Annotated in this window: 18 protein-coding genes; 10 read left to right on the top strand and 8 right to left on the bottom strand. The window is 36.7% G+C overall.

Annotated elements, in window-relative coordinates:
- From CLOCL_RS16700 to CLOCL_RS16665, 8 genes are all read left to right on the top strand, one after another.
- Positions 1–942, top strand: coding sequence for a glycosyltransferase (locus CLOCL_RS16700; protein WP_014256438.1), 942 nt, complete (start codon positions 1–3; stop codon positions 940–942).
- Between the two features lie 107 nt (positions 943–1,049).
- Positions 1,050–1,976 (top strand): Rossmann-fold NAD(P)-binding domain-containing protein, encoded by a 927-nt coding sequence (locus CLOCL_RS16695; RefSeq protein WP_027622001.1) that lies wholly within the window; start codon positions 1,050–1,052, stop codon positions 1,974–1,976.
- Positions 1,973–2,770, top strand: coding sequence for a sugar phosphate isomerase/epimerase family protein (locus CLOCL_RS16690; protein ID WP_014256436.1), 798 nt, complete (start codon positions 1,973–1,975; stop codon positions 2,768–2,770). Before CLOCL_RS16695 ends, CLOCL_RS16690 begins: the two co-directional genes overlap by 4 nt.
- Positions 2,771–2,820: 50 nt before the next feature.
- Entirely contained in the window at positions 2,821–3,615 is a 795-nt protein-coding gene (locus CLOCL_RS16685) for a glycosyltransferase family 2 protein (RefSeq protein WP_014256435.1), read from the top strand.
- Between the two features lie 29 nt (positions 3,616–3,644).
- A complete protein-coding gene (locus CLOCL_RS16680) occupies positions 3,645–5,264 on the top strand; it encodes a glycosyltransferase family 39 protein (RefSeq protein ID WP_014256434.1) in 1,620 nt (539 codons plus the stop codon).
- Between the two features lie 280 nt (positions 5,265–5,544).
- Complete coding sequence (locus CLOCL_RS16675) at positions 5,545–6,999, top strand: NAD(P)/FAD-dependent oxidoreductase (protein ID WP_014256433.1); 1,455 nt, start codon at positions 5,545–5,547, stop codon at positions 6,997–6,999.
- Between the two features lie 13 nt (positions 7,000–7,012).
- Positions 7,013–8,254 carry an NAD(P)/FAD-dependent oxidoreductase gene (locus tag CLOCL_RS16670; RefSeq protein WP_014256432.1) on the top strand — a complete coding sequence of 414 codons (1,242 nt, stop codon included), beginning with the start codon at positions 7,013–7,015 and terminating at the stop codon, positions 8,252–8,254.
- Positions 8,244–8,606 carry a DUF1667 domain-containing protein gene (locus tag CLOCL_RS16665; protein WP_014256431.1) on the top strand — a complete coding sequence of 121 codons (363 nt, stop codon included), beginning with the start codon at positions 8,244–8,246 and terminating at the stop codon, positions 8,604–8,606. The genes CLOCL_RS16670 and CLOCL_RS16665 overlap by 11 nt, the downstream gene beginning before the upstream one ends.
- A 27-nt stretch (positions 8,607–8,633) precedes the next feature.
- On the opposite strand, the gene CLOCL_RS16660 is transcribed toward CLOCL_RS16665, so the two are convergent.
- Together CLOCL_RS16660 and CLOCL_RS16655 are read right to left on the bottom strand one after the other, a co-directional pair.
- On the bottom strand, positions 8,634–10,817 hold the full coding sequence (locus CLOCL_RS16660; RefSeq protein ID WP_014256430.1) for a methyl-accepting chemotaxis protein: 2,184 nt from the start codon (positions 10,815–10,817) through the stop codon (positions 8,634–8,636).
- A gap of 308 nt (positions 10,818–11,125) precedes the next feature.
- Positions 11,126–11,362 carry a hypothetical protein gene (locus tag CLOCL_RS16655; RefSeq protein WP_014256429.1) on the bottom strand — a complete coding sequence of 79 codons (237 nt, stop codon included), beginning with the start codon at positions 11,360–11,362 and terminating at the stop codon, positions 11,126–11,128.
- A 584-nt stretch (positions 11,363–11,946) separates the two neighbouring features.
- On the opposite strand from CLOCL_RS16655, the gene CLOCL_RS16650 reads away from it, so the two are divergent.
- A complete protein-coding gene (locus tag CLOCL_RS16650) occupies positions 11,947–13,014 on the top strand; it encodes an FIST signal transduction protein (protein ID WP_014256428.1) in 1,068 nt (355 codons plus the stop codon).
- A 390-nt stretch (positions 13,015–13,404) separates the two neighbouring features.
- Here the strand turns inward: CLOCL_RS16650 and CLOCL_RS16645 are convergent, their stop codons facing one another.
- Positions 13,405–14,694 (bottom strand): IS110 family RNA-guided transposase, encoded by a 1,290-nt coding sequence (locus CLOCL_RS16645; RefSeq protein ID WP_014256427.1) that lies wholly within the window; start codon positions 14,692–14,694, stop codon positions 13,405–13,407.
- 416 nt (positions 14,695–15,110) lie between these two features.
- On the opposite strand from CLOCL_RS16645, the gene CLOCL_RS16640 reads away from it, so the two are divergent.
- Entirely contained in the window at positions 15,111–17,666 is a 2,556-nt protein-coding gene (locus CLOCL_RS16640) for a methyl-accepting chemotaxis protein (RefSeq protein WP_014256426.1), read from the top strand.
- A gap of 364 nt (positions 17,667–18,030) precedes the next feature.
- Here the strand turns inward: CLOCL_RS16640 and CLOCL_RS16635 are convergent, their stop codons facing one another.
- From CLOCL_RS16635 to CLOCL_RS16615, 5 genes are all read right to left on the bottom strand, one after another.
- Positions 18,031–19,860: an AMP-dependent synthetase/ligase gene (locus CLOCL_RS16635; protein ID WP_014256424.1), complete on the bottom strand. Its 1,830-nt coding sequence runs from the start codon at positions 19,858–19,860 to the stop codon at positions 18,031–18,033.
- 248 nt (positions 19,861–20,108) lie between these two features.
- A complete protein-coding gene (locus CLOCL_RS16630) occupies positions 20,109–22,052 on the bottom strand; it encodes a cohesin domain-containing protein (protein ID WP_014256423.1) in 1,944 nt (647 codons plus the stop codon).
- Between the two features lie 489 nt (positions 22,053–22,541).
- A complete protein-coding gene (locus CLOCL_RS16625; RefSeq protein ID WP_014256422.1) occupies positions 22,542–24,560 on the bottom strand; it encodes an alpha-amylase family glycosyl hydrolase in 2,019 nt (672 codons plus the stop codon).
- A 262-nt stretch (positions 24,561–24,822) separates the two neighbouring features.
- Positions 24,823–25,545 (bottom strand): SDR family oxidoreductase, encoded by a 723-nt coding sequence (locus CLOCL_RS16620; protein ID WP_014256421.1) that lies wholly within the window; start codon positions 25,543–25,545, stop codon positions 24,823–24,825.
- Between the two features lie 189 nt (positions 25,546–25,734).
- Entirely contained in the window at positions 25,735–25,965 is a 231-nt protein-coding gene (locus CLOCL_RS16615; protein WP_014256420.1) for a hypothetical protein, read from the bottom strand.
- Between the last annotated feature and the right edge of the window lie 244 nt (positions 25,966–26,209).

Raw genomic sequence — 26,209 nt, 5'->3', positions numbered from 1 at the left:
ATGGGTCTTGTGAATAAGGAAAAGAAAGTAGTTTCCGCAGTAGTATATGTGAGGAATCATGAAAAATATATAAGTGAATTTATTGAAGGCATTGCAGCCGTACTTTCGGAAAACTTTGAAAAGTATGAGATTATTGCTGTCAATGATTTTTCAACCGACAGAAGTGTTGAAATGCTGAAAAAATCGGCTTCAAAGCTTGAAGCTATATCTTTTACCATTATCAATTTAAGTTTTTACCATGGCACTGAAGCGGCAATTACAGCTGGCGTGGATATTTCTATAGGTGACTTTGTTTTTGAGTTTGACAGCCCTATTGCCGATTATGACTTTAAAGAGATTATAAATGTGTACAAGCATTCTCAGGAAGGCTTCGACATTGTTTCGGCGGCTCCTGACGTCAAAGAGCGCTGGGACTCAAGAGCTTTTTACAGCTTGTTTAAGAGATATTCGCAAAACCGCTTAAGGCTATGGACCGAGAGATTCAGGGTTTTGTCCCGCAGGGCCGTAAACAGGATAAACAACTCCTACACATCTATTCAGTACAGAAAAGCGGTATACTACAACATAGGGCTTAAAACCTATATACACAAGTATAAGCCCAATAAGAACATTGATCATGAAAGAAAGCTCGACACAAGATTAAGGCTGTCCCAAGCCCTTAACTATCTGATGATTTTCACCGATATTGTGCCGAAAATATCCATATTTATGGCCATAATGATGTTATTGTTTTCAATTTGCGTGTTTTGCTATACCGTATTTGTATATATAGCCTATGACAGAGTCGTTGAAGGCTGGACAACCATTATGTTGTTCCTGTCGGTCTGTTTTACAGGGTTCTTTTCCTTGTTTGCAATAGTCATAAAATTTGTATCCTTAATTTTAAAACTTCAAAATTCAAAGTACACATATACTTTTGAATCGGTTGAAAAGGTCAAATAATGATGTTATAATGCTCTCTGTTTGAAGAAACTTTTTGGAAAAAAGTGATTTTGAATATGAAGATTTATGCCTTTGATTTGCAGAATGAAGTTTTAGGGGGGAACTTGGTGGATAAAACTTTAGTGGGATATAGCGGCTTTATAGGCTCCAATTTAATTATGCAGACCCATTTCAGCAAGCAATATAACTCCGGCAATATAGAAGAAGCTTTTTATACCCGGCATGACCTTGTAATATATAGCGGTGTAAAGTCTGAAAAATTTCTTGCAAACCATGAACCGGATAAGGATTTAAAACATATAATGCAGGCTATTGAAAATATTAAAAAGATGAAGTTTGAAAAGCTTGTGCTGATATCTACTGTTGATGTTTATAAAGAGCCTCGTGGAGTAGATGAGAACACAGTTGTTGATACTGAGGGGCTTCAGCCCTATGGAAAAAATCGTTATATTCTTGAAAAATGGGTAATAGAAAACGTTAAAGATTATCATATATTGAGGCTTCCTGGATTGTTTGGAGTAAATTTGAGAAAAAATTTCATTTTTGACATGATAAGTATTATTCCATCAATGATAAAAGAAGAAAAGCTTTCAGAACTTCAGGAGGTTTCGCCAATAGACCTTTTGGAGTGTTATTCAAAGCAGGAAAACGGTTTCTACAAGCTAAAACCAGTAAGTAAAGAAATAAAGTCCGTTTTAAAAGAGTTTTTTGAGAATTCCAGTTTTAATGCTCTGTCTTTTACAGATTCCAGAAATACATACCAGTTCTATAATTTAAAGAACCTTTGGTCTCATATTGAAACAATGATAGAAAACGACATTCGCCTTTTATGTCTTGTGACAGAACCAGTCTCTTCCGGTGAGCTGTATAAGTACATTTACGGAAAGGAATTTAAAAACGAATTTTTAAACACTCCCGTAAAGTATGATATACATACTGTACACTATCGACTGTTTAACGGAATGAGAGGATATATTGCCGATAAAGATGCAGTATTGAAGGATATTAAGGAATTTATAGGGGAATCACTATGAAACTTGCAATTTCTAATATAGCTTGGGATGCCAATAAAGATTTGGAAGTCTATAAACTTATGGAAAAATACGGCTTTTGCGGCCTGGAAATAGCACCTACAAGACTAATTGGCGATAGGCCTTATGATCGGATAGATGAGGCTGAAAAACATGCAAAAGACTTAAAAAATCTTTACAATTTCGAGATTTGCAGTATGCAGTCAATACTTTACGGAAGAACGGAAAATATCTTTGAAAGCCCGGAAAACCGTGAAAGTATTACCCGTTATTTGTTTAAAGGTGTTGATTTTGCAGCGGCAGTTTCGTGTAAAAACATGGTTTTCGGCTGCCCGAAGAACCGGTGGTTGACTAAAGAGGAAGATTATGAGATTGCTGTGGACTTTTTTAAAGTACTTTCAGAATATGCCTTAAAGAAAGGCACTGTTATATCCATTGAGGCTAATCCTTCCATGTACGGGACAAATTTTATAAACTACACAAGGGAAGCTGTAAGATTGGTAAAGGATGTTAATTGTGAAGGCTTTAAAGTAAATCTTGATTTTGGAACCATTATTGCCAATGGGGAAAGTACAGATGAAATTGCCGGCTATGTGGATTATATAAACCATGTTCACATTAGTGAACCGGGACTTTTACCCATTTGCCGAAGACAGGAACATCGTGAACTGGCTTTCCTTTTGAGAGAAAAGTCATATAAAGGCTTTGTGTCCATTGAAATGAAAAAAGATCAAGACGACTCGCTTGATATTGTGGAACGGATAATGAATTATATGGTTGATGTATTTGGAGAATGATGTAAAATATACAGCGGGATTAAATCTTAAAAAATCGTTGGAGAGAAATGATGAATATGAAAGAACAGGTGCCTGAGTATGAAACAGTTGAATTCAAAGGCAAGGAAAACAGGTATTGTCTTTGTGTACCGGTCATTAATGAGGGTGACAGGATTATTGGACAGCTTAAAAGGATTAATGAATTAGGTATTGATAAAATTATTGACGTTATATTGTGCGATGGAGGGTCAACAGACGGTTCCACTGAGAACACCAGGTTAGAATCCCTTGGGGTAAACACACTTCTTGTAAAAAAGGGACCGGGTAAACTTAGTGCACAGCTCAGGATGGGCTATTGGTGGGCATTGAAGCGTGGATATGACGGTATTGTTACCATTGATGGAAACGGCAAGGACAGTGTGGAATCCATACCTCTGTTTATTGAATACCTAAACAAAGGCTATGATATGGTTCAGGGGTCACGATACATCAAAGGCGGAGTAGCTGAAAACACTCCCATAACCAGGCACCTGGCCGTGAAATTAATTCATGCCCCCATTATTTCTTTAGCGGCAGGTTTCAGGTATACCGACACAACAAACGGGTTCAGGGCTTATTCAAGACGCTTTCTTACTCATGAGGAGGTTCAGCCCTTTCGCGATGTGTTTGATACCTATGAGCTTTTGGCCTATTTATCTGTCAAAGCACCGAAAATCGGGATGAAAACTATTGAAATCCCGGTCCGGAGAAGCTATCCCAAACATGGGAAAATTCCAACTAAAATCAGCTTTTTTAAAGGCAATTTACTCCTTTTTAAAATTCTTCTAAGGGCTGCACTGGGCAAGTACGATGTCAAAAGTAATTAGGTATTTTACTCATAGAAAGGAAAAATTAGATGTTACCGAGAAGGAATGAAGAAATAGAACTGAGTTTAAAGGAAGTAAAAAAGCCTGTAAAATTTACGACGATATTGTATATGATTGTAATAGCAATGGGGATTTTGTTTAGATTGGGATCATACATCCAGGATAGAACCCTCTGGTATGATGAAGCCATGCTTGCCAGCGGAATAGTACAGAGGGGATTTAGCGGTCTATTTAAGCCCTTGGACTATTCGCAAAGTGCACCTATTGGCTTTATTTTAATTGTAAAATTTTTTATTACTGTTTTAGGCAGTTCACAACGGGCATTAAGGCTATACTCATTTTTGACGGGTTTATTTTCCATTAGACTCTTTTATCTTCTTATTAAAAGGTCAGGTTTTAGAAGGCCGCTTTTGGGAACAGCCTTTTATGCCACCGTTTCGCCGCTTATTTATTATTCAACAGAATTGAAACCCTATATGCCGGATGCGTTTTTTACCATAGCAGCTCTGTATCTTTACAAACTTTATGAGGATAAAGATATTCCTGCATGGGTATATGCTTTGTTCTGCATATTTGCCGTATGGATTTCCTTTCCGTCGATTTTTGTTATCGGCGCAATTACCTGTTATAATTTCTTTTTTGGTATATTTGGGTTTATAGCTCGTAAGATTTCGAAGAATGAAGGTGAACTGAAGGAATTATTGAGAGCCTTTATAAGCTCTGCGGTTTTCGGTGCGGTAGCTCTGGTAAGTTTTGGAGCTTGCTATTTTATTTATACCAGTAAAGTTTCAGGAAACATTGACGGAATGTCCATGGAATACTGGAAGCATCTTTATTTTCCTCTGTTTCCCAAGAAACTGTCCCAGTGGAATTTAATATATCTCATGCTTAATAATTACTTTAGTTTCAGCTTTAATGATGTGGCTGCCCTCTCATTGATACTGTGGGTTGGAGGGACTATGCTTTTATTTATAAGAAAAAACAAACTTGGTGGTTATACGGTTTTAGCCGTTTTGTTTACGTTAGTTGCATCGTGGCTTGAACAATATCCTATCCAGGACCGTTTGCTGTTGTTTCTGGTGCCCTTTACAATCCTTGGGATTCTGTTTTTTGCAGAAGTTTTAATGGATTTGTTGCGGTGGAAGTTTTTTGAAGTTGTCGTATTTATATTGATTATTGCTTTGAACTACGGTTCGTTAAAATACACCGATGTAAAAAATATGTACAGGGAAGGCCAGGAAGCCGCATATTTGATTTATTATCTCAACAACAAGATTGAAGAGGACGAAAAGCTTTATATTTTTGCAAATGCTGTACCTATTTATGAATACAAAACAGGATACAAGCAGGGGTTGACTCATTTTCCGGAAAAAGTTTTTGAAGACGGACAGTTGATTTACGGCTGCAAATATTGGAACCTTAAGTGTGAACCTTATAAATACATTACAACCCTTGATGAAGAGCGTCTTAAGGAAAATGTTGACAGTATCATAAAGTATCAAAAGGTTTATGTGCTATTCTACCATTATGGTGCTGATGCCGAGTATTATTTGATTAATGAATTGAGAAAATACGGCACGGTGACTTATTTCATGAATGAAAATGAAACTCCCCTGTATTATTTTGTAAGGTATGCACATCTTAACTAGAACATTGCATTTCTGTGGATTATTTATGATACGTTTTTCCCGGTATCGTCATGTATTAATTTTGAAGCGCGTTTGCAGTTTGAATTTCAAAAACTTTCATAATGTCAAAAGTGATTTTGTGCACATTAAATCGGTATGTTTTGAAAACTGACGGTAAAATACAGTTTCAATCGTTTTTTGACAAGTAGAATTATTTCATGAAGGTTATTCAAATAATTATAATTTTATGATAGAATACAATAAGTAAATTGCATTTTATAAAAGGAATGGATAATTACGTATGGAAAATTGTTTTGATGTAATTATTATAGGTGCAGGTGCGGTAGGTTGTGCCGTAGCCAGGGAACTTTCAAGGTATAAACTTAATATTGCTGTGTTGGAGAAGGAAAGCGATGTAGCAGCAGGAACAAGCGGCAGGAACAGTGCTGTTGTCCATGCCGGGTTTAACAATAAACCGGGAAGTTTGATGGCAAAGCTCTGTGTAGAAGGCAATCTTGGTTTTGAAAAAGTATGTGAGGAACTGGATGTGCCTTATAAAAAGACAGGGAAGCTGGTAGTAGCCTTTGATGAAGAAGACCTTAAAGGCATAGAAAAATTGATGGATACCGGAAAAAAGAATGGTGTGCCGGGGTTGACTTTTATAAATGCTGAACAAGTTAAAAACTTAGAACCCTATGTTGGGGGAATAGGTGCAATGCTATCTCCCAATACGGCAATTACCAGCCCATTTTTATACACGGTGGCACTGGCGGAGAATGCTTGGGAAAATGGCGTGAAATTTTATTTTAATACTGAAGTGTTCGGAATAAGCAAACAAAAGGGTAAATTCCGGATCAGCGCCGGTGGAAGGCACTATTATTGCAGGTACATTGTAAATTCGGCCGGTCTTTATTCCGATAAAATATCTTCCATGGCAGGGGACAAAAATTACAAGATTTATCCCTGCAGGGGACAGTACTACATTTTGGATAAGAGAACCAGCAAGTTCCTGAATATGCCGGTTTATCCCGTACCGAAGCCCGGGATCGGAGGGCTTGGAGTTCATCTTACTCCTACTGTTGAGGGGAATATACTGATAGGACCCAGCGCCGAATATATAAAGACCAAGTCCGATTACAGTGTTACAAGGGATGTAATGAATCAGCTGTTTAAAGAAGCGAAGGAATTGCTGCCGCCTATTGAAATGAAAGATGTCATTGGCAATTATTCCGGTATCAGGTCAAAATTGGTAGGACCTAAAGTAGGCGGTTTTGGAGATTTTGTCATTAAGGAGTCGGAAGTTGTTGAAGGACTTATCCAACTGATAGGAATTGAGTCTCCTGGCCTTACTGCCTCGGTACCTATAGCAAAAAGGGTAAGGGATATAATAGGCAATAAGGAAGATCTTATAGAAAAGCCCGATTTTATAGGCCAAAGAAAAGGAATTGTGGAGTTTCGCAAGTTGAGTAATGACGAAAAGGACAGACTGATTAAAGAGTGTCCTGAATATGGAGAAGTAGTATGCCGATGTGAGCACATAACCAAAAAAGAGATTATGGATGCGATAGAGAATCCTTTAGGGGTTAGGACGCTTGCCGGAATTAAATACAGAGCCAGGGCTATGATGGGAAGATGCCAGGGAGGATATTGCCTTACAAGGATTGTAGAGATAATCACAAAAGAATATGGCCTTCCTGTGGAAGATGTAACTTTAAGAGGCAAAAATTCAAAGCTTTTTACCGGAAGAGTCAAATAGAAGGAGAGAGTAAATGATATTGGAAAAGGATGTAGTTATAATTGGGGCAGGGCCGGCAGGATTGGCGGCTGCTGTAGAACTTGCAAAAAACGGTATTAAAGACGTTGTTGTCATTGAGAGGGAACCTTTTGCGGGAGGGATCCTCAATCAATGTATACATGACGGCTTTGGAGTTATTAAGTTTAAGGAGGTACTAACCGGTCCGGAATATGCCCGAAGATATATAGACGAAGCCGAAAAGTTGGACGTTGAGATTAGAACAAACTCCATGGTAATTAATTTAAGCCGTGATAAAGAGATAACTGTTATGAGTTCTAAGGGTATTGATATCTATAGGGCAAAGGCGGTAATTCTCGCTATGGGCTGCAGAGAAAGGACAAGGGGGGCAATTGGAATTCCGGGAACAAGGCCTGCCGGAATTTTTACTGCAGGAGTAGCCCAGAACTTTGTCAATATCAAAAACATAATGATTGGGAAGAGGATTGTAATTTTGGGGTCCGGGGATATTGGCCTTATAATGGCAAGAAGACTTACATTAGAAGGTGCAAAAGTTATTGCAGTGGTTGAAAAAATGCCTTATTCCAACGGGCTTGCCAGAAATGTTACTCAATGTCTTGATGACTTTAATATTCCCCTTTTATTGAGTCATACCGTTGTAAACATAGAAGGAAAAGAAAGGCTGAAGAGTGTTACTATTGCAAAGGTAGATGACAAGGGCGAACCGATACGCGGGACATCGAAAAAAATTGAGTGTGATACCCTAATATTGTCAGTTGGCCTCATTCCTGAAAATGAATTATCCAAAGATGCAGGAATTGAAATAGATGAAGTCACTCAGGGCGCAATGGTGGATGAGAGTCTGCAAACCAGCATTGAAGGAGTTTTTGCCTGCGGAAATGTATTGCATGTTCATGACCTTGTCGACCATGTTTCTAATGAAGCAGAAGAAGCAGCCAGGTCTGTAATCAGATATCTTGAGGCTGAATATGAAAGGAAAAGTAAAATTACTGTAAAAGCCGGAAGGGGTATTCGCTACGTGATTCCGCACGCTGTTTCAGGGAAGAGGGATGTTACGTTTTCAATGAGAGCAGACAGGCAATGGAAGAACGCCAATCTAACTTTTTTAAACGGCTCAAACCCAATTAAGTCCTTTAGATATAAAAAGTTAAATCCTTCCGAAATGATAGTGGTAAATTTAAAGGCATCGGATCTTGAGGGTGTTGAGAGGCTGGAGGTAGCTATAAATGAAAATTGAAAAACAAATGACCTGCATTGTTTGTCCTAATGGTTGCGAGCTGGAAGTGACCTATGAAAACTCTGTAATAGTAAAAAACGCTCTATGCCCTAAGGGTGTGGAGTATGCCCGTAACGAGCTGATGAATCCGGTTAGATATTTGACTTCCACAGTGAAAGTTGCAGGCGGTGTATTGCCTTTGGTAAGTGTACGAAGCAATAAGCCGGTTCCAAAGGGAAAATTAACTGAGATTGTTCAACTGTTAAAAAACATAGAACTTAAAGCACCAGTGCAATTTCATCAGGTAGTTTGCAAAGATGTACTTGGCACTGGCGCCGATATTATTGTAACTCGTCCGGTAGATAAAGAATAGTAATAGGACGTAAATATTTTTGAGTGCCTAAATTTTAAAAATTGATATGGATTCATTGAGTTCCTGAGCCATATTATTAAGCAGATTGGCTTGGTTTGAAAGTTCTTCAACGCGAGCTATCAGATCCTGAGTTGTTGAGGATATCTCCTCAGTTGTTGCAGCTGTTTCCTGAGAAACAGAGGAGATATCATTAATTACATTGAGGGTTTTTTCTTTTGATTCAAGAATTACATTGACCGATTCACTGAATTTATCCATATAATTGCTTATTTCATCCATGGATTGAAGAATTGTTTCAAAGGAGTTGTTTGCCTGTTCAACAGCTTCTAATTGCTGTTTGATAATGGACTGTGTGTTGTTTGCAGAATTGGCAGTGAATTCGGCTTTTTTCTGAATATCGTAAATAACTGAGCTTATAGTTTTTAAAGCATCCTGTGTCTGGTCTGCAAGTTTTCTTATTTGTTCTGCTACTACAGAAAAGCCTTTGCCCGATTCACCGGCTCTTGCAGCTTCAATGGCGGCATTTAGAGAAAGGAGATTGGTTTGCCTGGAGATATTTCCTATAAAGTTTACAATATCTTCTATTTGTTTTATGTCGGTATTCAGAGTATTTATGTTATTTACAATCTCTTCGCTTACCAGACTGGTTTGTACAGATTTTTGATTGAGGGACTCAATAGCGTTCATGGCATTTTCACTGATTGCTTTTGTATTATCTATAATTTTAGCGGACAATTTTACGTTTTCTTCAACTTCATTAATATCATGAGACAACTCGTTTACAAAATTAACTGCGTTCGAACTGTTGGATGCCTGTTCTGCAGTTCCTGCTGCAATTTGGGACATGCTTTGTGCAATCTGTTCCGACGATGCCAAATATAAAGATGAAAGCCTTGTAACATCCCCTGCACTTTTCAGAACCTGGTCAGAAGATTCTTTAACTTTTGATACCAGATTTCTTATATTTTTGATCATTTCATCAAAGTCTTTACTTAATCCGGATATCTCATCGGTGTATCTATCGTTTATACATAGGCTCAAGTCTCCGTTTTTTGCATTCTGCATATAATCTTCAAGTTTGTTCATTGGTGAAATAATACTCATGGAAACCAGAACTGACAATAAAATTGCAAGGATAAATATTATTGTTCCCACTTCAAATATTGTCATGCCCAGATTTGTTGAATCTTTGGTTAAGAATTCATAGGGAATTGTACCGATGATACACCAGTCGGTATATTTAATGGTTGAATAACAATATATAAACTTGTTGCCGTTTAATTGGGAGCTTATAGTACCGCTTACAGATTTGGAATTTTCAATCATATCTTGGGAGGTATAAGCTTGTGCAACTTGCCGGTTAATTTCTTCGATAACTTCCATGTTAGAATATTTAGAAGCTAAAGGTGTTTTTTGGATATTATTGCTTGAAAAAATTGTACCTTCACTGTTTACAATAAACACTTCGGAGGTTTCGGTAAAATTAACTGTGCTGAAAGCGTCGGAAAAGAAATGTTGATCGAGAATTAAAACTAGTGTGCCTAAATCAGTTGATGTGTAATTATCATAGATTTGATTAAGTACTATAATGTAGGGATTTTCGATGCCTTCAAGCGATTCTATTAGCCATACACTTTTTCCTTTTGCTTCCTTAGCTATGCGGATATGTTCTTCTGTTAGATTAAAGCCTCTTAATATTTGATAGGGAGCGCTCATTCCTATTATTTCACCTTCACATATAAATAAGGAACCTGTGCAACCCTTTATAGTCATTTCGGTAAATTTTGAATTCAATATTCTGTTAAAAGCTGTAAGCACATCCCTTAAAGTACTTTTGTCACTTTTATACTTTTTAATAAGGCCAATGGCGTCTCTGTTGCATTCCAACTCTACACATCCGTAATCTATAATATCCATTTTGAGGCGAATATTTTGAGCAGACTGTGCAAACATCTCACTTGAAAAGAATTCAATTTTGCTTTTAACAGCTTTACTGGACTTGGTGTAACTAAACACTCCCAATATAATCAAAGGTAAGCTTGATAGTAATACAAAGAATATTATAAGCCTTTTTTTTATGCTTATAAGTCTAAGAATTGACGCAATGTAGGAAAACAGCTTGGTTGCGGCAAGCAGGACTTTTTTATAGATTTTTTTTAATATTGAAAAGATAAGCATAAAAAAATTAAAAGAAGAATTAATGCTGTTCACGAGGATTCCTCCCTGTGTAAATAGGATGAATTAAGCTTATGAGACTGAAAAGTACACTGACTAAAAAATAAGACGCGAATAAAATATAAAATATTATCTCATTTTTTGTGACACAAGTCAATATATAGTAATACAAAGAAATTGAGAGAAAAAAGAAGTTATGCGGAGTAAATTATAGTTAATATTAAAAAATGAGTATTAGCAAGATGCAAAACAATTTTAATGAAGTTGCAAAAAATCTAATTTAATATATAGAAAATATAAACCGGATAGATTTGATACTATCCGGTGTTGGGGATGACTGTATTTTATTTTGGGGGTATATAATTTGTCTTTTGCTGCATAGGATAAAAATAAGGTAACAAAGGCTCATTTTTAATCATTTTGTGCCTGAGGAGTTTGTAGTATCGGTAGAGCAGTTCGTCAAGTTCCAATTCCAGGTTATGAACTTTTTCTTTGTTGGTGTAATAGTCTTTGCAGTATGAATTCAGTATAGTGTTCTTTTTTAGAATCTCCATTTCCAGTTCATGTGAGAACTCATTCATATATGCTTTGCCTCCTTATTTTCTCCCTTAACCGCTACAACCAAATCAAAATTGTTTTTTTCAATAGAGGTTTTTAAAATTAAACTCCAATGCTTTTACAATTGTGAAAAAAGTATAATTTAACTTTATATTTCATTTGTTGTCATCTGGTCGGTGCATAGAATTTAAGCCACAGAAGTAAAAACAATCGGACTGAAATTGATGAAAATTACAGCAACATAAGAATGATTCCATTTATAATTATAAAAAAAATTGTGCATTTCTGTAAATGATACATTTGTATCGACTAAATGGTACTTAGGTACTAAGACTTTTCTTCCTTTAATTTAAAAAGTCTTCATATAAGTATTATAAAATGCGGGTAGAGCATTTTGCATCATAAAAATTTGGAGAAAAGAATCTGTTCCCTTTGACCTATATTTGAAAAAATTCCTAATTTAATATTAAGTTTATATAAAATTTGTTCGATATAGAATTTAGATTAGCTAAGAGTTTACATAAAATAAAAACAAAAAGAAATACATATATTAAAATTTAGCCTTTCTAAGCATTTGGTTATGCAAAAATAAAGAGGAGGCTTGTATATGTATTTTGAAACATTGTCTCAGCTCACTTTATATGTCGACAGTATTGAATTGGAACCTTCAGAGCAATTGATGATTCTTGTAGGAGATAATTCTTCAGAAGACGTTGCTGAGCTGTCCGATTACTTAAACGGCAAAAATATAAAATTTTTCGGTGGAATTTATCCGAGTCTTCTTGTTGGGAACAAGAGTAAACGTTCCGGTTTTATACTTCAAAAATACAAACCGGTTTATTCCGGATTAGTTTTTCCCTTTATAGTGGATGTGGATATAAAACCTGAGGAAATTAAAGGATGTACCGCTATTGTGCTTGTTGATGGACTATCAAGTCAAATGAAGGATTTGGTGGATACTCTTTATAAAAAAGTAGGAAATTGTGTTACATATATAGGCAGTGGAGCTGGCTTTTATGATTTTGTCCAGAGAAGATGTATATTTGACAACAATGGAATGTACGAAAATGCTTTGTATGTTTGCATAGTAAAATATACTTCGTACTTTGCGGTAGAACATGGATGGAAAAGGTTTGAGGGACCGTTTATTGCGACAAAAACGGAAAATAACACACTATGCTGTTTGGATAATTATAATGCTTTTGATGTATATAAATCCGTTATTGAGGATATAGAAAGGATAACTTTGTGCAAATCAGACTTTTTTATGTTTGCAAAAGACCATCCCTTTGGAATTCGTAAAGATGATGCAAGTATTATTGTTAGAGATCCCATAGATGTAAATGAAAACGATGAAATTATATGTGTTGCAGATATTCCTGAGGGAAGTGAAATATATATACTTAAAGGAGATAATGACACATTGCTTGCTTCTTCCATGGAAATTGCCGAAAAGTGTTCAAAAAATGCTCCTCCCAGATATATACCGCTTCTCTTTGACTGCATATCCAGGGCTATGTTTTTAGAAGACCGCTTTGAGGAAGAACTTTCGAACATTCAAAACAAATTGAAGTATCGAGTTGAGGGAGCCCTTTCCATCGGAGAAATTGCAACACTTAAAAGCGGTGAAATAGAAATACACAATAAATCAACTATTGTTGCATTGCTGGCATAAAATTGATTAATTATTGTGTTGCAATCACTTCAATAGCAAGCAAATTTCTGTTTTACATGTACATCAAAATATTAATTATTTTGATTTATTCCCTAAAAGCAAGCATACTTTTGCAGTTGTTATTGCAGTTAAAAATATATACATTATCGTTCCAATAAAATTCGCAGTGAAATTGTTAAGATTAAGAGGCAATAAAAATACTAATTTTCTTAACAGAAAGACCAGCTAATTAAAGTCAAGAGTTTATAATAAAAATTTTGAGAAATTTTTTTAGGCTCCTGACGTTAATGAAACGCATGACAACAAGACCACCTAGGTGAGGTAGACATAAAATAGCTGGTCTAAAATAGCAAGTTGCTCTTTGAAAACTGAACATCAAGTACAGTACTATCAAGCTGCTGTATGCTTTGCTGCAAGCATTTGAGCGTGTTCCTGGGGGCTGCGTAACTGGTAAGGTTTCCTATCCCTTAGGACAGCAAAGATGATACAAACAAGCTTGCGCATAACAGCTCCCAAAGCTACTTTCTTAGGCTTACTCTGGCATTTTTGTTGGTAGAACTCCAGCAGCACAGGGTTGCAAGCTGTCTTATCCCGCTTGGTACGGATATTAGCAAGAGCAATTGTGAAAAGCACCCTGCGAAGCAGCCTTGAACCTCTCTTAGACATCTTGTTCCGTGTGCCAGTAAACTCTCCGGACTGCATGACAGAGGGGTCAACGCCGAAATAAGCAACCAGCTTGCCTGGCTTTTTAAAGGCTGAAAAGTCTCCAATCTCCGCAAGAATAGTAGCAGCAGAGAGAAGGCCTATACCTGGCAGGCTCTGCAAAAGTTCAAGCGTCAATGCCAGCATGGGCATATCCTTCGCCATATCTTCAGCAATCAGTAGACGAATGGACTTAAGGACTTTCTCCAGGCTTTCTTCCAAGGTTTTGATCATGGAGATATATACGCCCAGCATAATAACATTTGAGGCATTATGAATGCTCAGAGGTGCAAAATCTCTGGCCTTGGAGACCAGAAGCTCATACTTGGCAGTTGACCATTTGAGACTTTTGCGGGATTTCTTCTGAATCAGTGAAATCAGCTTGTTCCTGTCAGCCTTAAGAATATGGGCAGGAGTAGGATACTCCTCCAGGACAGCCATAGCAGCCTTTGAGAATATATTGGAGAAGACATCCTTGAAGTTAAGCATGAGTTGGTCAACAATACCGGTAAGCCTATTTTTGTAAGCAGTAAGCTCATCATTCAGTTTGTAGTACTGGCGGCATAAGCTTCTGAGGCACTCAATATTCTCATTGGGGATGTTGGTTGACTTAAGTTCCTGAAATCTATATAGCAGGGCAATTTTCCGGGCATCCACTTTATCATTTTTCACTTTTCTGATTCCAATATTTTTGATAGAATCAGTTTGGATGGGGTTTGTTACCGAAACCTCAAATCCAGCTTTACAAAGTGAATGGAAAAGGATTTTGTGATAGTGCCCGGTGGATTCCATGACTATGAAAGGCCTTGAAGCAAAATCTTTTTCCGTTTTATTAAGCAATTCAACGGCTCTTTCAACGTCGGTATTGGAATCATGGTGAATCTTCATGCGGGCAACCACTTCATTGGTAGGAGAAAGAATCGCCATTTCACTGAAGAACTTACCCACATCAATTCCTGCAATGGGTCTGAAATTCATTAAAATGCCTCCTTTTTAAGATTAATGGACTTAAAAGCCTCCATTCCTTCCCATGTAAGCAAACAACCTTGCATGTGACACGAGGAACCAGCCAAAGAGCTGGCCTCAACCAGCCAAATCATGTAGACTTACCGGAATGGATAAATACTCTTTCTTACGGGTAATCGGCCCGCTAAGGTCCGTCCCAGGAGGTGAAACACTCACCTTCCAAGTCCGGAAGATATTATACATGATTGTCAAGGTTCAGGCCAACAGTTGCTGGCAAAATGGCTAAGATGTGAAGCCGGATGATGTGCTTGATGTTTAGAAAAGAATGAAGTTTGAAGTGTTATGTTAACAATGAATTTTAATGGGTCGAACAGTGGCTTCGGTCACTGATTTAATACAATATTAATTGTACAAGGGTTGAAATATTTATGAAAATTCAATTTAAACTAACTTTATTCGTCATAGCATTGATCTTCTTTTCCGTTATTACAGTAAATGTATTTGCTTATCTGCAAACGAACAGTATTTTTATTCGGCAAACTGAAATGGCTGCAATATCAGCCGTTGAGGATGAAAGAGAAGCTTTGTCCGAAATAATAACCAGGGAACAAGTCGATACGGAGAGCTTGGCAAAAAATGAAACTGTGTTGAAAATATTATCGGGAAACTATAATGACAACGATGTAAAGAATATAAGCCAATGGATGGCAGATTATATTAAGGATAATCCTAAGATGGATAATATTTTTATAGCCGATGCAAAGGCTAAAATAATTGCCAGTTCTGAACCGAGTATGGTGGGATCAAGTTTAGGCGACTTGGAATATGCAAAGAAAGTTTTATCTTCCGGAGTGGCTGAAATAAGTGAAATTCTTGTTTCAGAATTGACAGGAAAACCTATTGTTGTATTTTCACAACCTGTTGTTAATCAGGATGATGACAAAGCAATTGGTTTTGTTGGATCTTCTGTATATATAGAAAATATGGTAAGCGACATTATTGATTCAAAAATAAACAATGCCGAATCAAGCAATACATTTATTATCGACAAAAAAGGCAATTATGTATGGTCAAACGATGTGAGCAAGATAGGAAAACCGAATGAAATTAAGTTATTTTCCAATATGGTTGCAAATCTCCAAAAAGGCGAAATCCAAGAATCATCCGGAATTAACTATACTTCTGAAAAGAAAAAAATGACAGGAGCATGCACAGTTTTGGACAAAACCGGCTGGATACTGGTGTTAGCTGCCGAAAAGAGTGAGGTTCTGGCACCGTTGAAAAAAATGTGGACATTGATAGGATTGATTGAATTTATTGCAATGTTGCTTTTGTCGGCAATCGGATTCTTTTTCTTAAAGAGGATTGCACAGCCTATAGCTTATATGGCTGAAAAGCTTGAACAATTGTCAAACGGTGATTTGGCCCTGGATATCCCGAGTGAATATTTAAATTACAAGGATGAAATTGGACAACTGTCTAAAGCAGTGAAGGACATTGTCTCAAATATGCAGGATAAGGCAAATGCGGCGGAGAGACTTGCAAAAGGGGACTTGAATGTAGATATTAAGTTAAGTTCCGATAATGATGTCCTCTCAAGAAATATGTTATCGGTTTCAAATTCAATAAAAGAACTTATTTATGAAGTAAAAACAATAACTGATGCTTCAGTAGCAGGGGATTTGGATGTTAGAGGATGCTCTGATAAATTTGAAGGTGATTATAAGGAAATCATAGAAGGAATAAACATAGCTCTGGATTCTATGATACAACCGATTAAAGAAGCTACTGAAGTTATGGCTGAAGTATCGGAAGGAAACCTTGATGTTAAGGTTAACGGTGATTATAAAGGGCAGCATGCGATATTGAAAAATGCTCTAAACTCAACAATAGCTGCATTATCCGGTTACGTGGATGAAATAACAAGGGTATTGACCGAAATATCGGGAGGCAATTTTGACGTATATACTAACGATAACTATAAGGGTGAATTTGCTAAAATAAAATATTCTCTCGATAACATAATAAACACTTTCAATGATGTTCTCTATGAAATTAACGCTGTAGCACAGCAGGTTGCAATAGGAGCAAAGCAAATATCCGATTCCTCACAGGTTCTGTCTCAAGGAAGCACGGAACAGGCAAGTACAATTGAGCAATTGAGCGCTTCAATGGAACAAATAGCCGAACAGACTAAAAGCAATGCTGAAAATGCAGAGCAAGCGTTTGCTGTGGCAGCTACGGTAAAAGAAGGTGCTATCTGCGGTAATAATCAAATGACTGAGATGTTAAATGCTATTAATGAAATAAACAGCGCATCCAACAATATTTCCAAGATAATTAAAGTAATCGAGGATATTGCCTTCCAAACCAATATATTAGCCTTGAATGCTGCTGTGGAAGCTGCAAGAGCCGGTCAGCACGGTAAAGGATTTGCAGTTGTTGCCGATGAAGTTAGAAATCTTGCAGCAAGAAGTGCCAGTGCGGCACAAGAGACAACAGCTCTTATTGAAAGTTCCATTATGAAGACAGAAGATGGTTTAAAAATAGCTAAGGATACTGCAGATGCTTTAAATGATATAGTGGTCGGAATATCAGAAGCCGCAAATATTGTAAATAAAATTGCAACTGCTACAAGTGAACAGGCCAGTGCCATAGTACAAATAAATACCGGTGTGGCACAGGTATCCCAAGTTGTTCAGAATAATTCTGCGAATGCTCAGGAAGGTGCAGCGGCAAGCGAAGAAATGGCAAGCCAGGCTGAAATGCTTAAAGATTTGGTTGGCAGATTTAAAATTAGAAATAGAAGTACCGATGATATGTGCAATAATACCATACAGGGTGTTGATTCAGAGATTCTGAAGCAGGTTGAGGAGAGTTTGCAAACCGGTAGCGGCAGGAAGAAGGGTAAGGTCAAGTCAAAAACAGCCAAAATTAATGAACCGTCCATCATTTTGAGTGAAAATGAATTCGGAAAATACTGATAAGTATCAAACTGCAGGAAATCCCGGCTTTACCGGGATTTTTTAAATCGAAATTATGACATTGTTTTAAATTGACTATTAATAGAAATAATAGTATAATATGCAAAACGGATTTGTTAAGTTCATATGGAGGAATAAAATGATGGCGTTAGGAATTGTCTTTATACTGTTGGGTTTAGGTGTTTTGATATTATTGGGATTTTTGGCTTTATTTGTATATTTATTTACGAATAAGCCAAAACATTGATATTATTCTGTTGCACAATAAGTATAAAATTGCTTCCGCATTTTTTGTTTTATGGCGGAAGCAATTTTTAAACCCATCTTATTGAGATCTCATTAATAAAGCATTGGATTTTGGTTATTACAGCTTTTCAATGAATTTTCCGTTTGCTTTTCTCATGTCGGTATTTGCTTTGTCAAGAGCATTTTTTATTTTTTCCAGTTCCAGAGGTCTTTTGATTTTTAGTGTGGTTGTCTTAATCAAATCCTCTTTTGACATTACAAAATACCGGATAATTTTATATTTGGGAAGATTATTGTTTATATTTTTTATAGCTTCTCCGAACATAGATGCCAATTCTTCATCAGATGGAATGCTGTTTTTAGCCGACTTTAGAGCATCCATATCCACTACCAGTTTTGCACATACTTGTATGTCTCCATCGGGTGCCCTGTTACCCCACGCAAAGGATTCTTTTACATAGGGAATGTCATTCAATAAGACTTCATATTCCTCAGGAAAAGCTTTTTTACCGTTTGTAAACACTATCATTGATTTAGCACGGCCGGAGATTTTAATAACTCCATCCTCATCAATGCTGCCAAGGTCTCCGGTTCTTAGCCATCCGTTTTCATCTAAGACTTCCCTTGTGGTGTTCGGATCCTCATAGTAGCCTAACATTATGTTTTTGCCCCTGACCAGAATTTCGCCCATGCCGTTTTCATCGGGATTATCTATTGCAACTTCAATGTCATAAAGCGGCGGACCGATGGTTCCGGGCTTGTTTACAAAATCGTTGTTTGTCGATACTACCGGAGATGCTTCTGTTAAGCCGTAACCTTGCAGGATTTTCAATCCAAGCTTGTCAAATCCTGTAATAATATCAATATCAAGGGGAGCAGCACCGGATATAACAAGTCTCAGTCGTGGACCTATCTTATCAAAAATGCTTTTGAAAAATTTTCGTCTTAGATCGATTCCAACAGAACGCAATGCCTCGGAAAGTTTTATGAGTATATTTATAGATTTAGCTTTGCCCGACTTTTCTATTCCGCTTTGCAATTTCCTGTACATTGCTTCTATGATGGCCGGAACGGCAACGAGTACGGAAACTCCGTATTCCTGTAAATTCTGTGCAACATGTTTTATACCGTCGCTAAAGGCAACGGTTACTCCGCTGTGAACCATAAACCCTAATCCTATGGTATTTTCAAAAGTATGATGCAAAGGCAGGAGAGAAAGGTGAACATCGTTGGGATAAACCTTTATGGAACAGGATATGCTTGTAATATTGGCAGCTATATTGGCATGGGAAAGCATAACTCCCTTGGCAAGGCTGGTTGTTCCCGATGTAAAAAGCAGTATGGACATTTTTTCTCTGTCAACAGGACATTCTATGAAACTCATATCATTATTGTCTACAAGTTGCTGTCCGGTTTTAATGAGGTTGGGAAGACTTAAAAATTTTTCATCGGTATTTCGGTCTATATCTTCCATACAAATATAATACTTTATTCTGGTGTTGTTTTTTGAAATTCCGACCATTGCTTCGTGATAGGTAGGACTGTAAAATATGGCTTCAACTTTTCCTCTTTCAATCAGATTTTCTATTTCAACGGGAGGAAGATATTTATCCATAGGTACTGCCACACCGGTGCCGTTAATTATGGAGTAATAAGCAACACCCCACTCGTACCTGTTTTCTCCTATTATTGCAATTCTTTTATCTTTTAATCCAATGGAAATTAGAGCGGTACCAAGATTGTTTATATCTCTTTCAAAATCAATATAGCTTTTTGATACAATATTTCCGTTTTTATCTTTAAACTTGAATGCCGGTGAATTACCGTATTTTTTTGCACTTTCTCTGATCAGTTCTTTAAGGTCGCTTACTTTTCGGGGAGGATAACATCCCGTGCCTTTTGCAATGAGCTTTCCTCCCTCTGTGTATATGTTCACACATTTCTTCATTATTTCAACTCCTTTTAGGCAGCAAGAAAATAATGTTATTACAAAACTATATATTATATTTAATTTTTTTACTGTTTTTATATTACGATATCACAATATGAGAAATATTTAAACCGCAATAAATGGCAATAAATTTAAATTCTTACCATTTTTTTAAATAAAGTAAAATGAACAAAATAAAAAAGGGCTGAACGCCCTTTCGAGTTTTTCTATTTAACTGTTGATTTGCAAATTACTTTGATGTAATTTTAATAATCTGCAGAAGTCTTGTTAAAATGTTTTACAACTATCATTATATCTTCCAAATTTATAGCGCTGTCCTTATTCAGATCAAGAGATTCTTTATAGACAGCGTCTCCTGATACACCATTGAAAGCTTTACATATTTCCATGATATCTTCCATGTTTATTGCCCCATCTTGTACTCCGTCTATTTCCATATCACCTATCCACATTACAATAGGACTTGATAATTCTTTATCCTTTTCTACGATAAAGTCTTTAATTTCCCTTGCGAGGTAATTGGGTTTGGTGATTTTTAATGAGTAAGTTCCGGCAGGTATATTTCTGATTTCAAAATAACCGCTTTTATCAGTTAGTGCCGACAAATTAGTTCCAGATAACTCAACTTTGAATCCTTCATTGAAGGAGTTGTTTGATGTATTATTGTTTTCAAGCTCCGAGTATACATAACCGGAAACTTTATATCCCGAAGAGGGTAAAAGGTTGACTTTACCGGGAGTTATGATTGGATTTACACGTTTTAAGGTACGATTGGCAACAGATGATTCGGTTATGTTAACAGTAGTTTCTTCAGCCGAACCTAATACCCTGAAAGTAAGGTTTGCAAGTAAACCGCTTTTATAAATATAACCTTCTATGTAGTTGAGATATGATAAGTTTAATTTACCGTCAGATATTTTTTCAATTCCGAAACAAAAATCGCTCTCTTTTAGAATTTCTCCAGGTTCATAAGATATATATTCCAGCTGGCTTGGGTCGTAATTGAGTGTAAGATCAAATGAAACGATGTAATTAAACGGTATACTTGTAAAATAAATGGGTACGGTTACAAGGTCATTGGCATATCCATTAACGGAACCTATTTCAATACCAAAGCTTGGAAGCTCGATTCCCGATATGTATATAGTACCTGTGGAACGTGGAGTAGCGTAAACATCTTGAAGGTCTCCGTCCTTAAAGGTATAGCTGCGGACTGAAATATAAGTATTTATGTCATATTTGCATAACACTTTAAATGTAATATTTGCAAATTCTCCGTTGCTGGTGATGCAAGCTGGAGTTTCGGAATCCTTTGAATATTGGATATTTATTGAACTTTCAGAAGAGGTATTATAATTAAAGTTTTGGTCAGGGGATGGAATTACTGCGCCGGGTGCTGCAGAAACAAATTCCAATAGTGTCGGGTTGTATGTAACTTCTATATCGACAGTACTTATTCCGTTTTCAGGAACATTTAAAAAGTTTATGGGAACAGTCACGAGCTCACCGGTATTTCCGTTTGCAGAACCTATAGCAAATTGAAAGATTATAGGAGTTGGTGTTGGAGTCGGTTTTGGTGTTGATATTGAGGTCGGCAATACAATTGATGATGGTATAGGGATATTGTCAGCGGTTTGAATAATTTTTGCCTTAACTTCATTTAAATTAAAATCACCGAAGGTTGATCTTATTATTTTGATGGAGGTTGATTCATTGTAGGATTGTAATTTCTTAAATATTGGACTTATGAAGATTCCATCGGAAGTAATAAGTTCATTTCCCAATGTTTCATCCAGGAAAAGGAGTTTTATCAAACCGTCATAGACCTTGCTTACTACTAAGTTGGTTTCGGGATTGATAACGATGTCACCGATATCACAGGATATGTATTCCAATTTGGTTGGGTCGTACACTATAGTCATATCGCAAGTGAGTATTCCTTTTTCCGGGACATTTGAGAAAGTTATAGGGATTATTACATTGCCGTCTAATTCTTTATGCTCTGATGCAATTTCAACGGTAAAATCTTTTTGCGGAATTGGAGTTGCTGAAATTACCGGGGTGTTTTGGCTTGATGTTATGCTTTCGGAATCAATGGGGTAAGCATAGGAAGCCTCCAAATTTAATGAGGTCAAAAAAATACCGAAAAGCATAGCATAAGTTAAAAACATGCATAAAACTCTTTTCATTGGAATTTTCCTCCCCTATAAATATTTCATTTTTTATTTAAATTAATATTTTAAGCGCGCATATTTTCAAAATATTTAATTAATATGATATGAATTTGATTATTTCATAATTGAGAAAGTTACAAATATACAAATTATTATATAACAAAAATATGGAAGTGTCAATGAAAGTATGTACAAAGAAGTGTATAATATATTTTCTGCTTGGCTTTTCGAAAAGGTGACTATTTGCGACGTCTTTTTTCTCTTATTTTGAGAATAGTTGCGATGATAAGTATCGTTTTCAATAAGATTCCATTAAACCGGAATTTCTAATGTAGATCTATTTTTTAAAAACAAGCAGCCCAAAGCAAACGGTTAAAAGCTTATGAGTTATAATTATACCGACATTATAACATAAAACATTAATCGTGGTAAATTTTTTAATTTAAAATCTACCACGATTAATAATACTGGAAAGAAACTGTAAACTTTTTTCCATTGTTTAAACTACACTTTTTTTAAAACCATTGCCGTACGAGTGGGAGAGTATATGGTAATTCCGTTAAAGTCATTATTCATCTTTAGCCTATGAGTTTCATAAATCACATCGTGTGAGATGCGACCATGTCCACCGAATTTCGGGTCATCGGTATCAAGAACCACCTTAAATTTGGCATCCTGATGAATTGGTATTTCAAAATCAGGATATGACTGGGTGGGATGGAAATTGAATATGAATATAAAATCTTTTTTTCTATAGGCAATTAATTTCCTGTCCTGATCTATCCATAAACATTGAGGTGTACAGCCCATAAGACCTTCATCGGACATGAAATGGATCATTGCCTTGTCAAATTGATTCAAGTCGTAATACCTGAGGTAATCACTGTCAGCAAGGGACCACATTCTTCTGCAGTGCTTGAAACTCCAATTGTTGCCTTCACGCGGGAAGTCAATCCATTCGGGGTGGCCAAATTCGTTACCCATGAAATTCAAATAACCTTCCGCACCAAGGGAAATGGTAATTAGTCTGGCCATCTTGTGCAAAGCTACTGCCCGCTCTATTTCCAAGTTCTGGCTTCCTTTGTTCATATGCCAGTACATTTCCTTGTCAGCCATTCTGAAAATAAAGGTTTTATCGCCAACCAAGGCCTGGTCGTGGGATTCCACATAGGCTATACGCTTTTCCATGTAACGGCATGTGGACAGTTCATGGTATAATGCTTGCATATCCCAGTCGTGGTCATTACGTTTTAATGTATTGACCCAAAAATCGGGCATTCCCATGGCCAATCTGTAATCGAAGCCTATTCCGCCATATTCAATGGGAAGACACATTCCCGGCATACCGCTCATATCTTCTGCAATGGTAATTGAATTGGGTTTTATATCTTTTATAAGTTCATTGGCCAACTGAAGATAAGTTACCGCTTCAACATGGGTATTCATGCTGAAGTATTTGTTATAGTGGTCAAAGGCGGTTCCCAAACCATGGTCGTGATAAATCATGGAAGTTACTCCGTCAAAGCGGAAACCGTCAAAGTGATATTCCTCAATCCAGAATTTTATGTTGGATAATAAAAAGTGCATTACTTCATGCTTGCCATAGTTAAAGAGTTTGGAATCCCATACGTCGTGATTGCCCAGACCTCCACTGTGGAAGAACTGGTAATCAGTACCGTCGAATTCATTTATACCCTCTGCAGTATTTTTTGCAGCGTGGGAGTGAACAAGGTCCATAAGGACGGCTATGCCCATCTCATGAGCTTTATTGATTAAGGATTTTAGATCCTCAGGAGTTCCAAACCATGAAGAGGCAGCAAAAAAGTTGGTGACATGGTATCCGAAGGAACCATAATAAGCGTGTTCCATAATAGCCATTATCTGGATGGTGTTATAGCCCAATTCTTTTACTCTGGGCAGTATGTTTTCCTCGAATTCTTTATAAGTACCTATACCGCACTTTTCTTGTGCCATACCTATATGGGTTTCATAGATCAACGGTGGTTTTGTGACATCGACACGGAAATCGGAATCGGTCCATTCAAAAGGTTTTTCCGGTGCCCAAATCTGTCCGTTGAAATTATGATTTTCGGGATCCTGTACTACTCTTCTTATATACAAAGGAATACGGTCAAATTCACGCCCCTGACTTTTTACATGTACTTTGACAAGGGATTTGTGGGGCAGTGTGTTTTTGCCCGGAAGGAATATTTCCCAAACACCGTTGGCTTTTCGTGTAAGAGGATGGGATTCACGGTTCCATCCGTTAAAGTCACCAATTAGGAACAAAGCATCTGCTGCAGGGGCCCATTCACGATAATACCATCCGTCCTCTGTTTGATGGAAACCGAAATAATGATGACCGTTTGCAAAATCTTTAAGACTTTGAACTTCACCAAGAAGAGCTTTTTTAACACAATAATAGCGTCTCATTCTTTCTTCCAGGTCGTACCTGTAAGGTTCCAACCAAGGATCGAGTTCTAAAATCTTGAGTTTGGTTTGCGGGTTTAAAGCGTTTGTCATAAGCATCTTCTCCTAATATTGGGTATTTTATTTAGAGGATATTTGTAATAATTAATGCATTTTAATTTGTGAAACTTACAAGGAAAAACGAAACCGATTGCTATTTTTACTTTATGCAAAACCTTACGGACAAAAGAACTTAAATATGAAAATATATTTCAGATTTCTATCGTTGACAATGGTATTTTTTGATTATCTATTGATTAATATATGCCAGTTTTTTCAATATGTCAAGTTAAAAACAGTAATATCTTTACAAAAATTATTTATTTTTGCTTTCATTGATATTATAAGTCCAGCCAAAATCGTTGTGATAAATCATTTGCCTGGTCATACCACCGTCAACGGTAATATTTTCACCGGTAATAAACCCTGCTTTGTCACTGCAAAGGAAGAGCACCATATTTGCAATGTCAAGCGGAGTTCCTATTCTGCCTGCCGGATGCTGCAGCTTGTCCGAAGGTTCAAATTCAGAATTTGTGGTGTCAATCCATCCGGGGCTTATGGAATTGACCCTGACTTTTCCCGACAGGCTGACTGCCAAGGCGTGTGTCAATGCGAAAATTCCACCTTTTGCAGCAGTATAGCTTTCGGTATTTGGCTGACTCATTCTGTCTCGTGTGGATGAAATATTTACAATAGCGCCGCCTTTATTAAAATGGTCCATGAACAATTTTGTCAGCATAAATGGGGCCGATATGCCGACACGAAGAACATAGTTGAAATCTTCGTAAGAACAGTCCTCGATTCCTCCCATAGAAATACAGGCGTTGTTAATAAGATAGTCGATATTTCCGTATTGATTTATAACTTTGGATGCAAAGGCACGCAGAGTTTCTTCATCGGCAATATCGCCTGTGAAATATTCATTGGGTTGTTTGTCGATAATACATACGTATGCACCTTCCTTTTTAAATTCCTCACATATAACCTTCCCGATGCCGCTGGCACCGCCGGTTACAACAGCTACTTTATTGTTAAACATAATTACCTCCTGAAAATTATGTAATGGGCATCTGAATTAATATTTCCAACACATTGATTTTTTCCACAAAACAATAAATATAAACAGGTAAGAGTGAAAAAAGAAATTCATTTAACATTATATCCGACTTTTGCAGAAAAGAAAAACTTGGCCGCTTTTTAAGGCAGCCAAGTTTTTAGCTTAAAAAAATTATTCAATCGAATTTATATTTTGCCATGAACCGTTGTTGTGGGCTGTACATACAGTTTCTGAACCGTCATTGTTTATTATCTTTGAGCCAACAGCATGTCTTTTATGGGCATAAACGCAAAAGGGGTCTGTCGAAGCATCACCTGCGGGAGTTTTGGAAATGGGTCTAATGTCATCCGGGCCGGATATAAGATTAATATAAAGTTTATCGCCTTTTTTGTGATTTTTCATAATTATCATTCCTTTCATTGTTCAGATTTGTGAATACCTGAACATAAATAATTGCAAATTTAAAAAGTCCATATTAAATATGTGTAATTATCAAAAAAAGATTCAATTTTTCAAGATGCAATAAAAGAAAAGGCAGCCATTGAATGTTTGAAATAATTAAATTTATGAAAAATTGAAAGTATTAAAATTATATGAAATTTATTTATGGGTATAAATATAATATTAAATTGGTTTGATAGAGGCA

The organism is Acetivibrio clariflavus DSM 19732 (genome assembly GCF_000237085.1).
Taxonomy (GTDB): domain Bacteria; phylum Bacillota; class Clostridia; order Acetivibrionales; family Acetivibrionaceae; genus Acetivibrio; species Acetivibrio clariflavus.
This window is presented reverse-complemented; position numbering and strand designations above follow the sequence as displayed.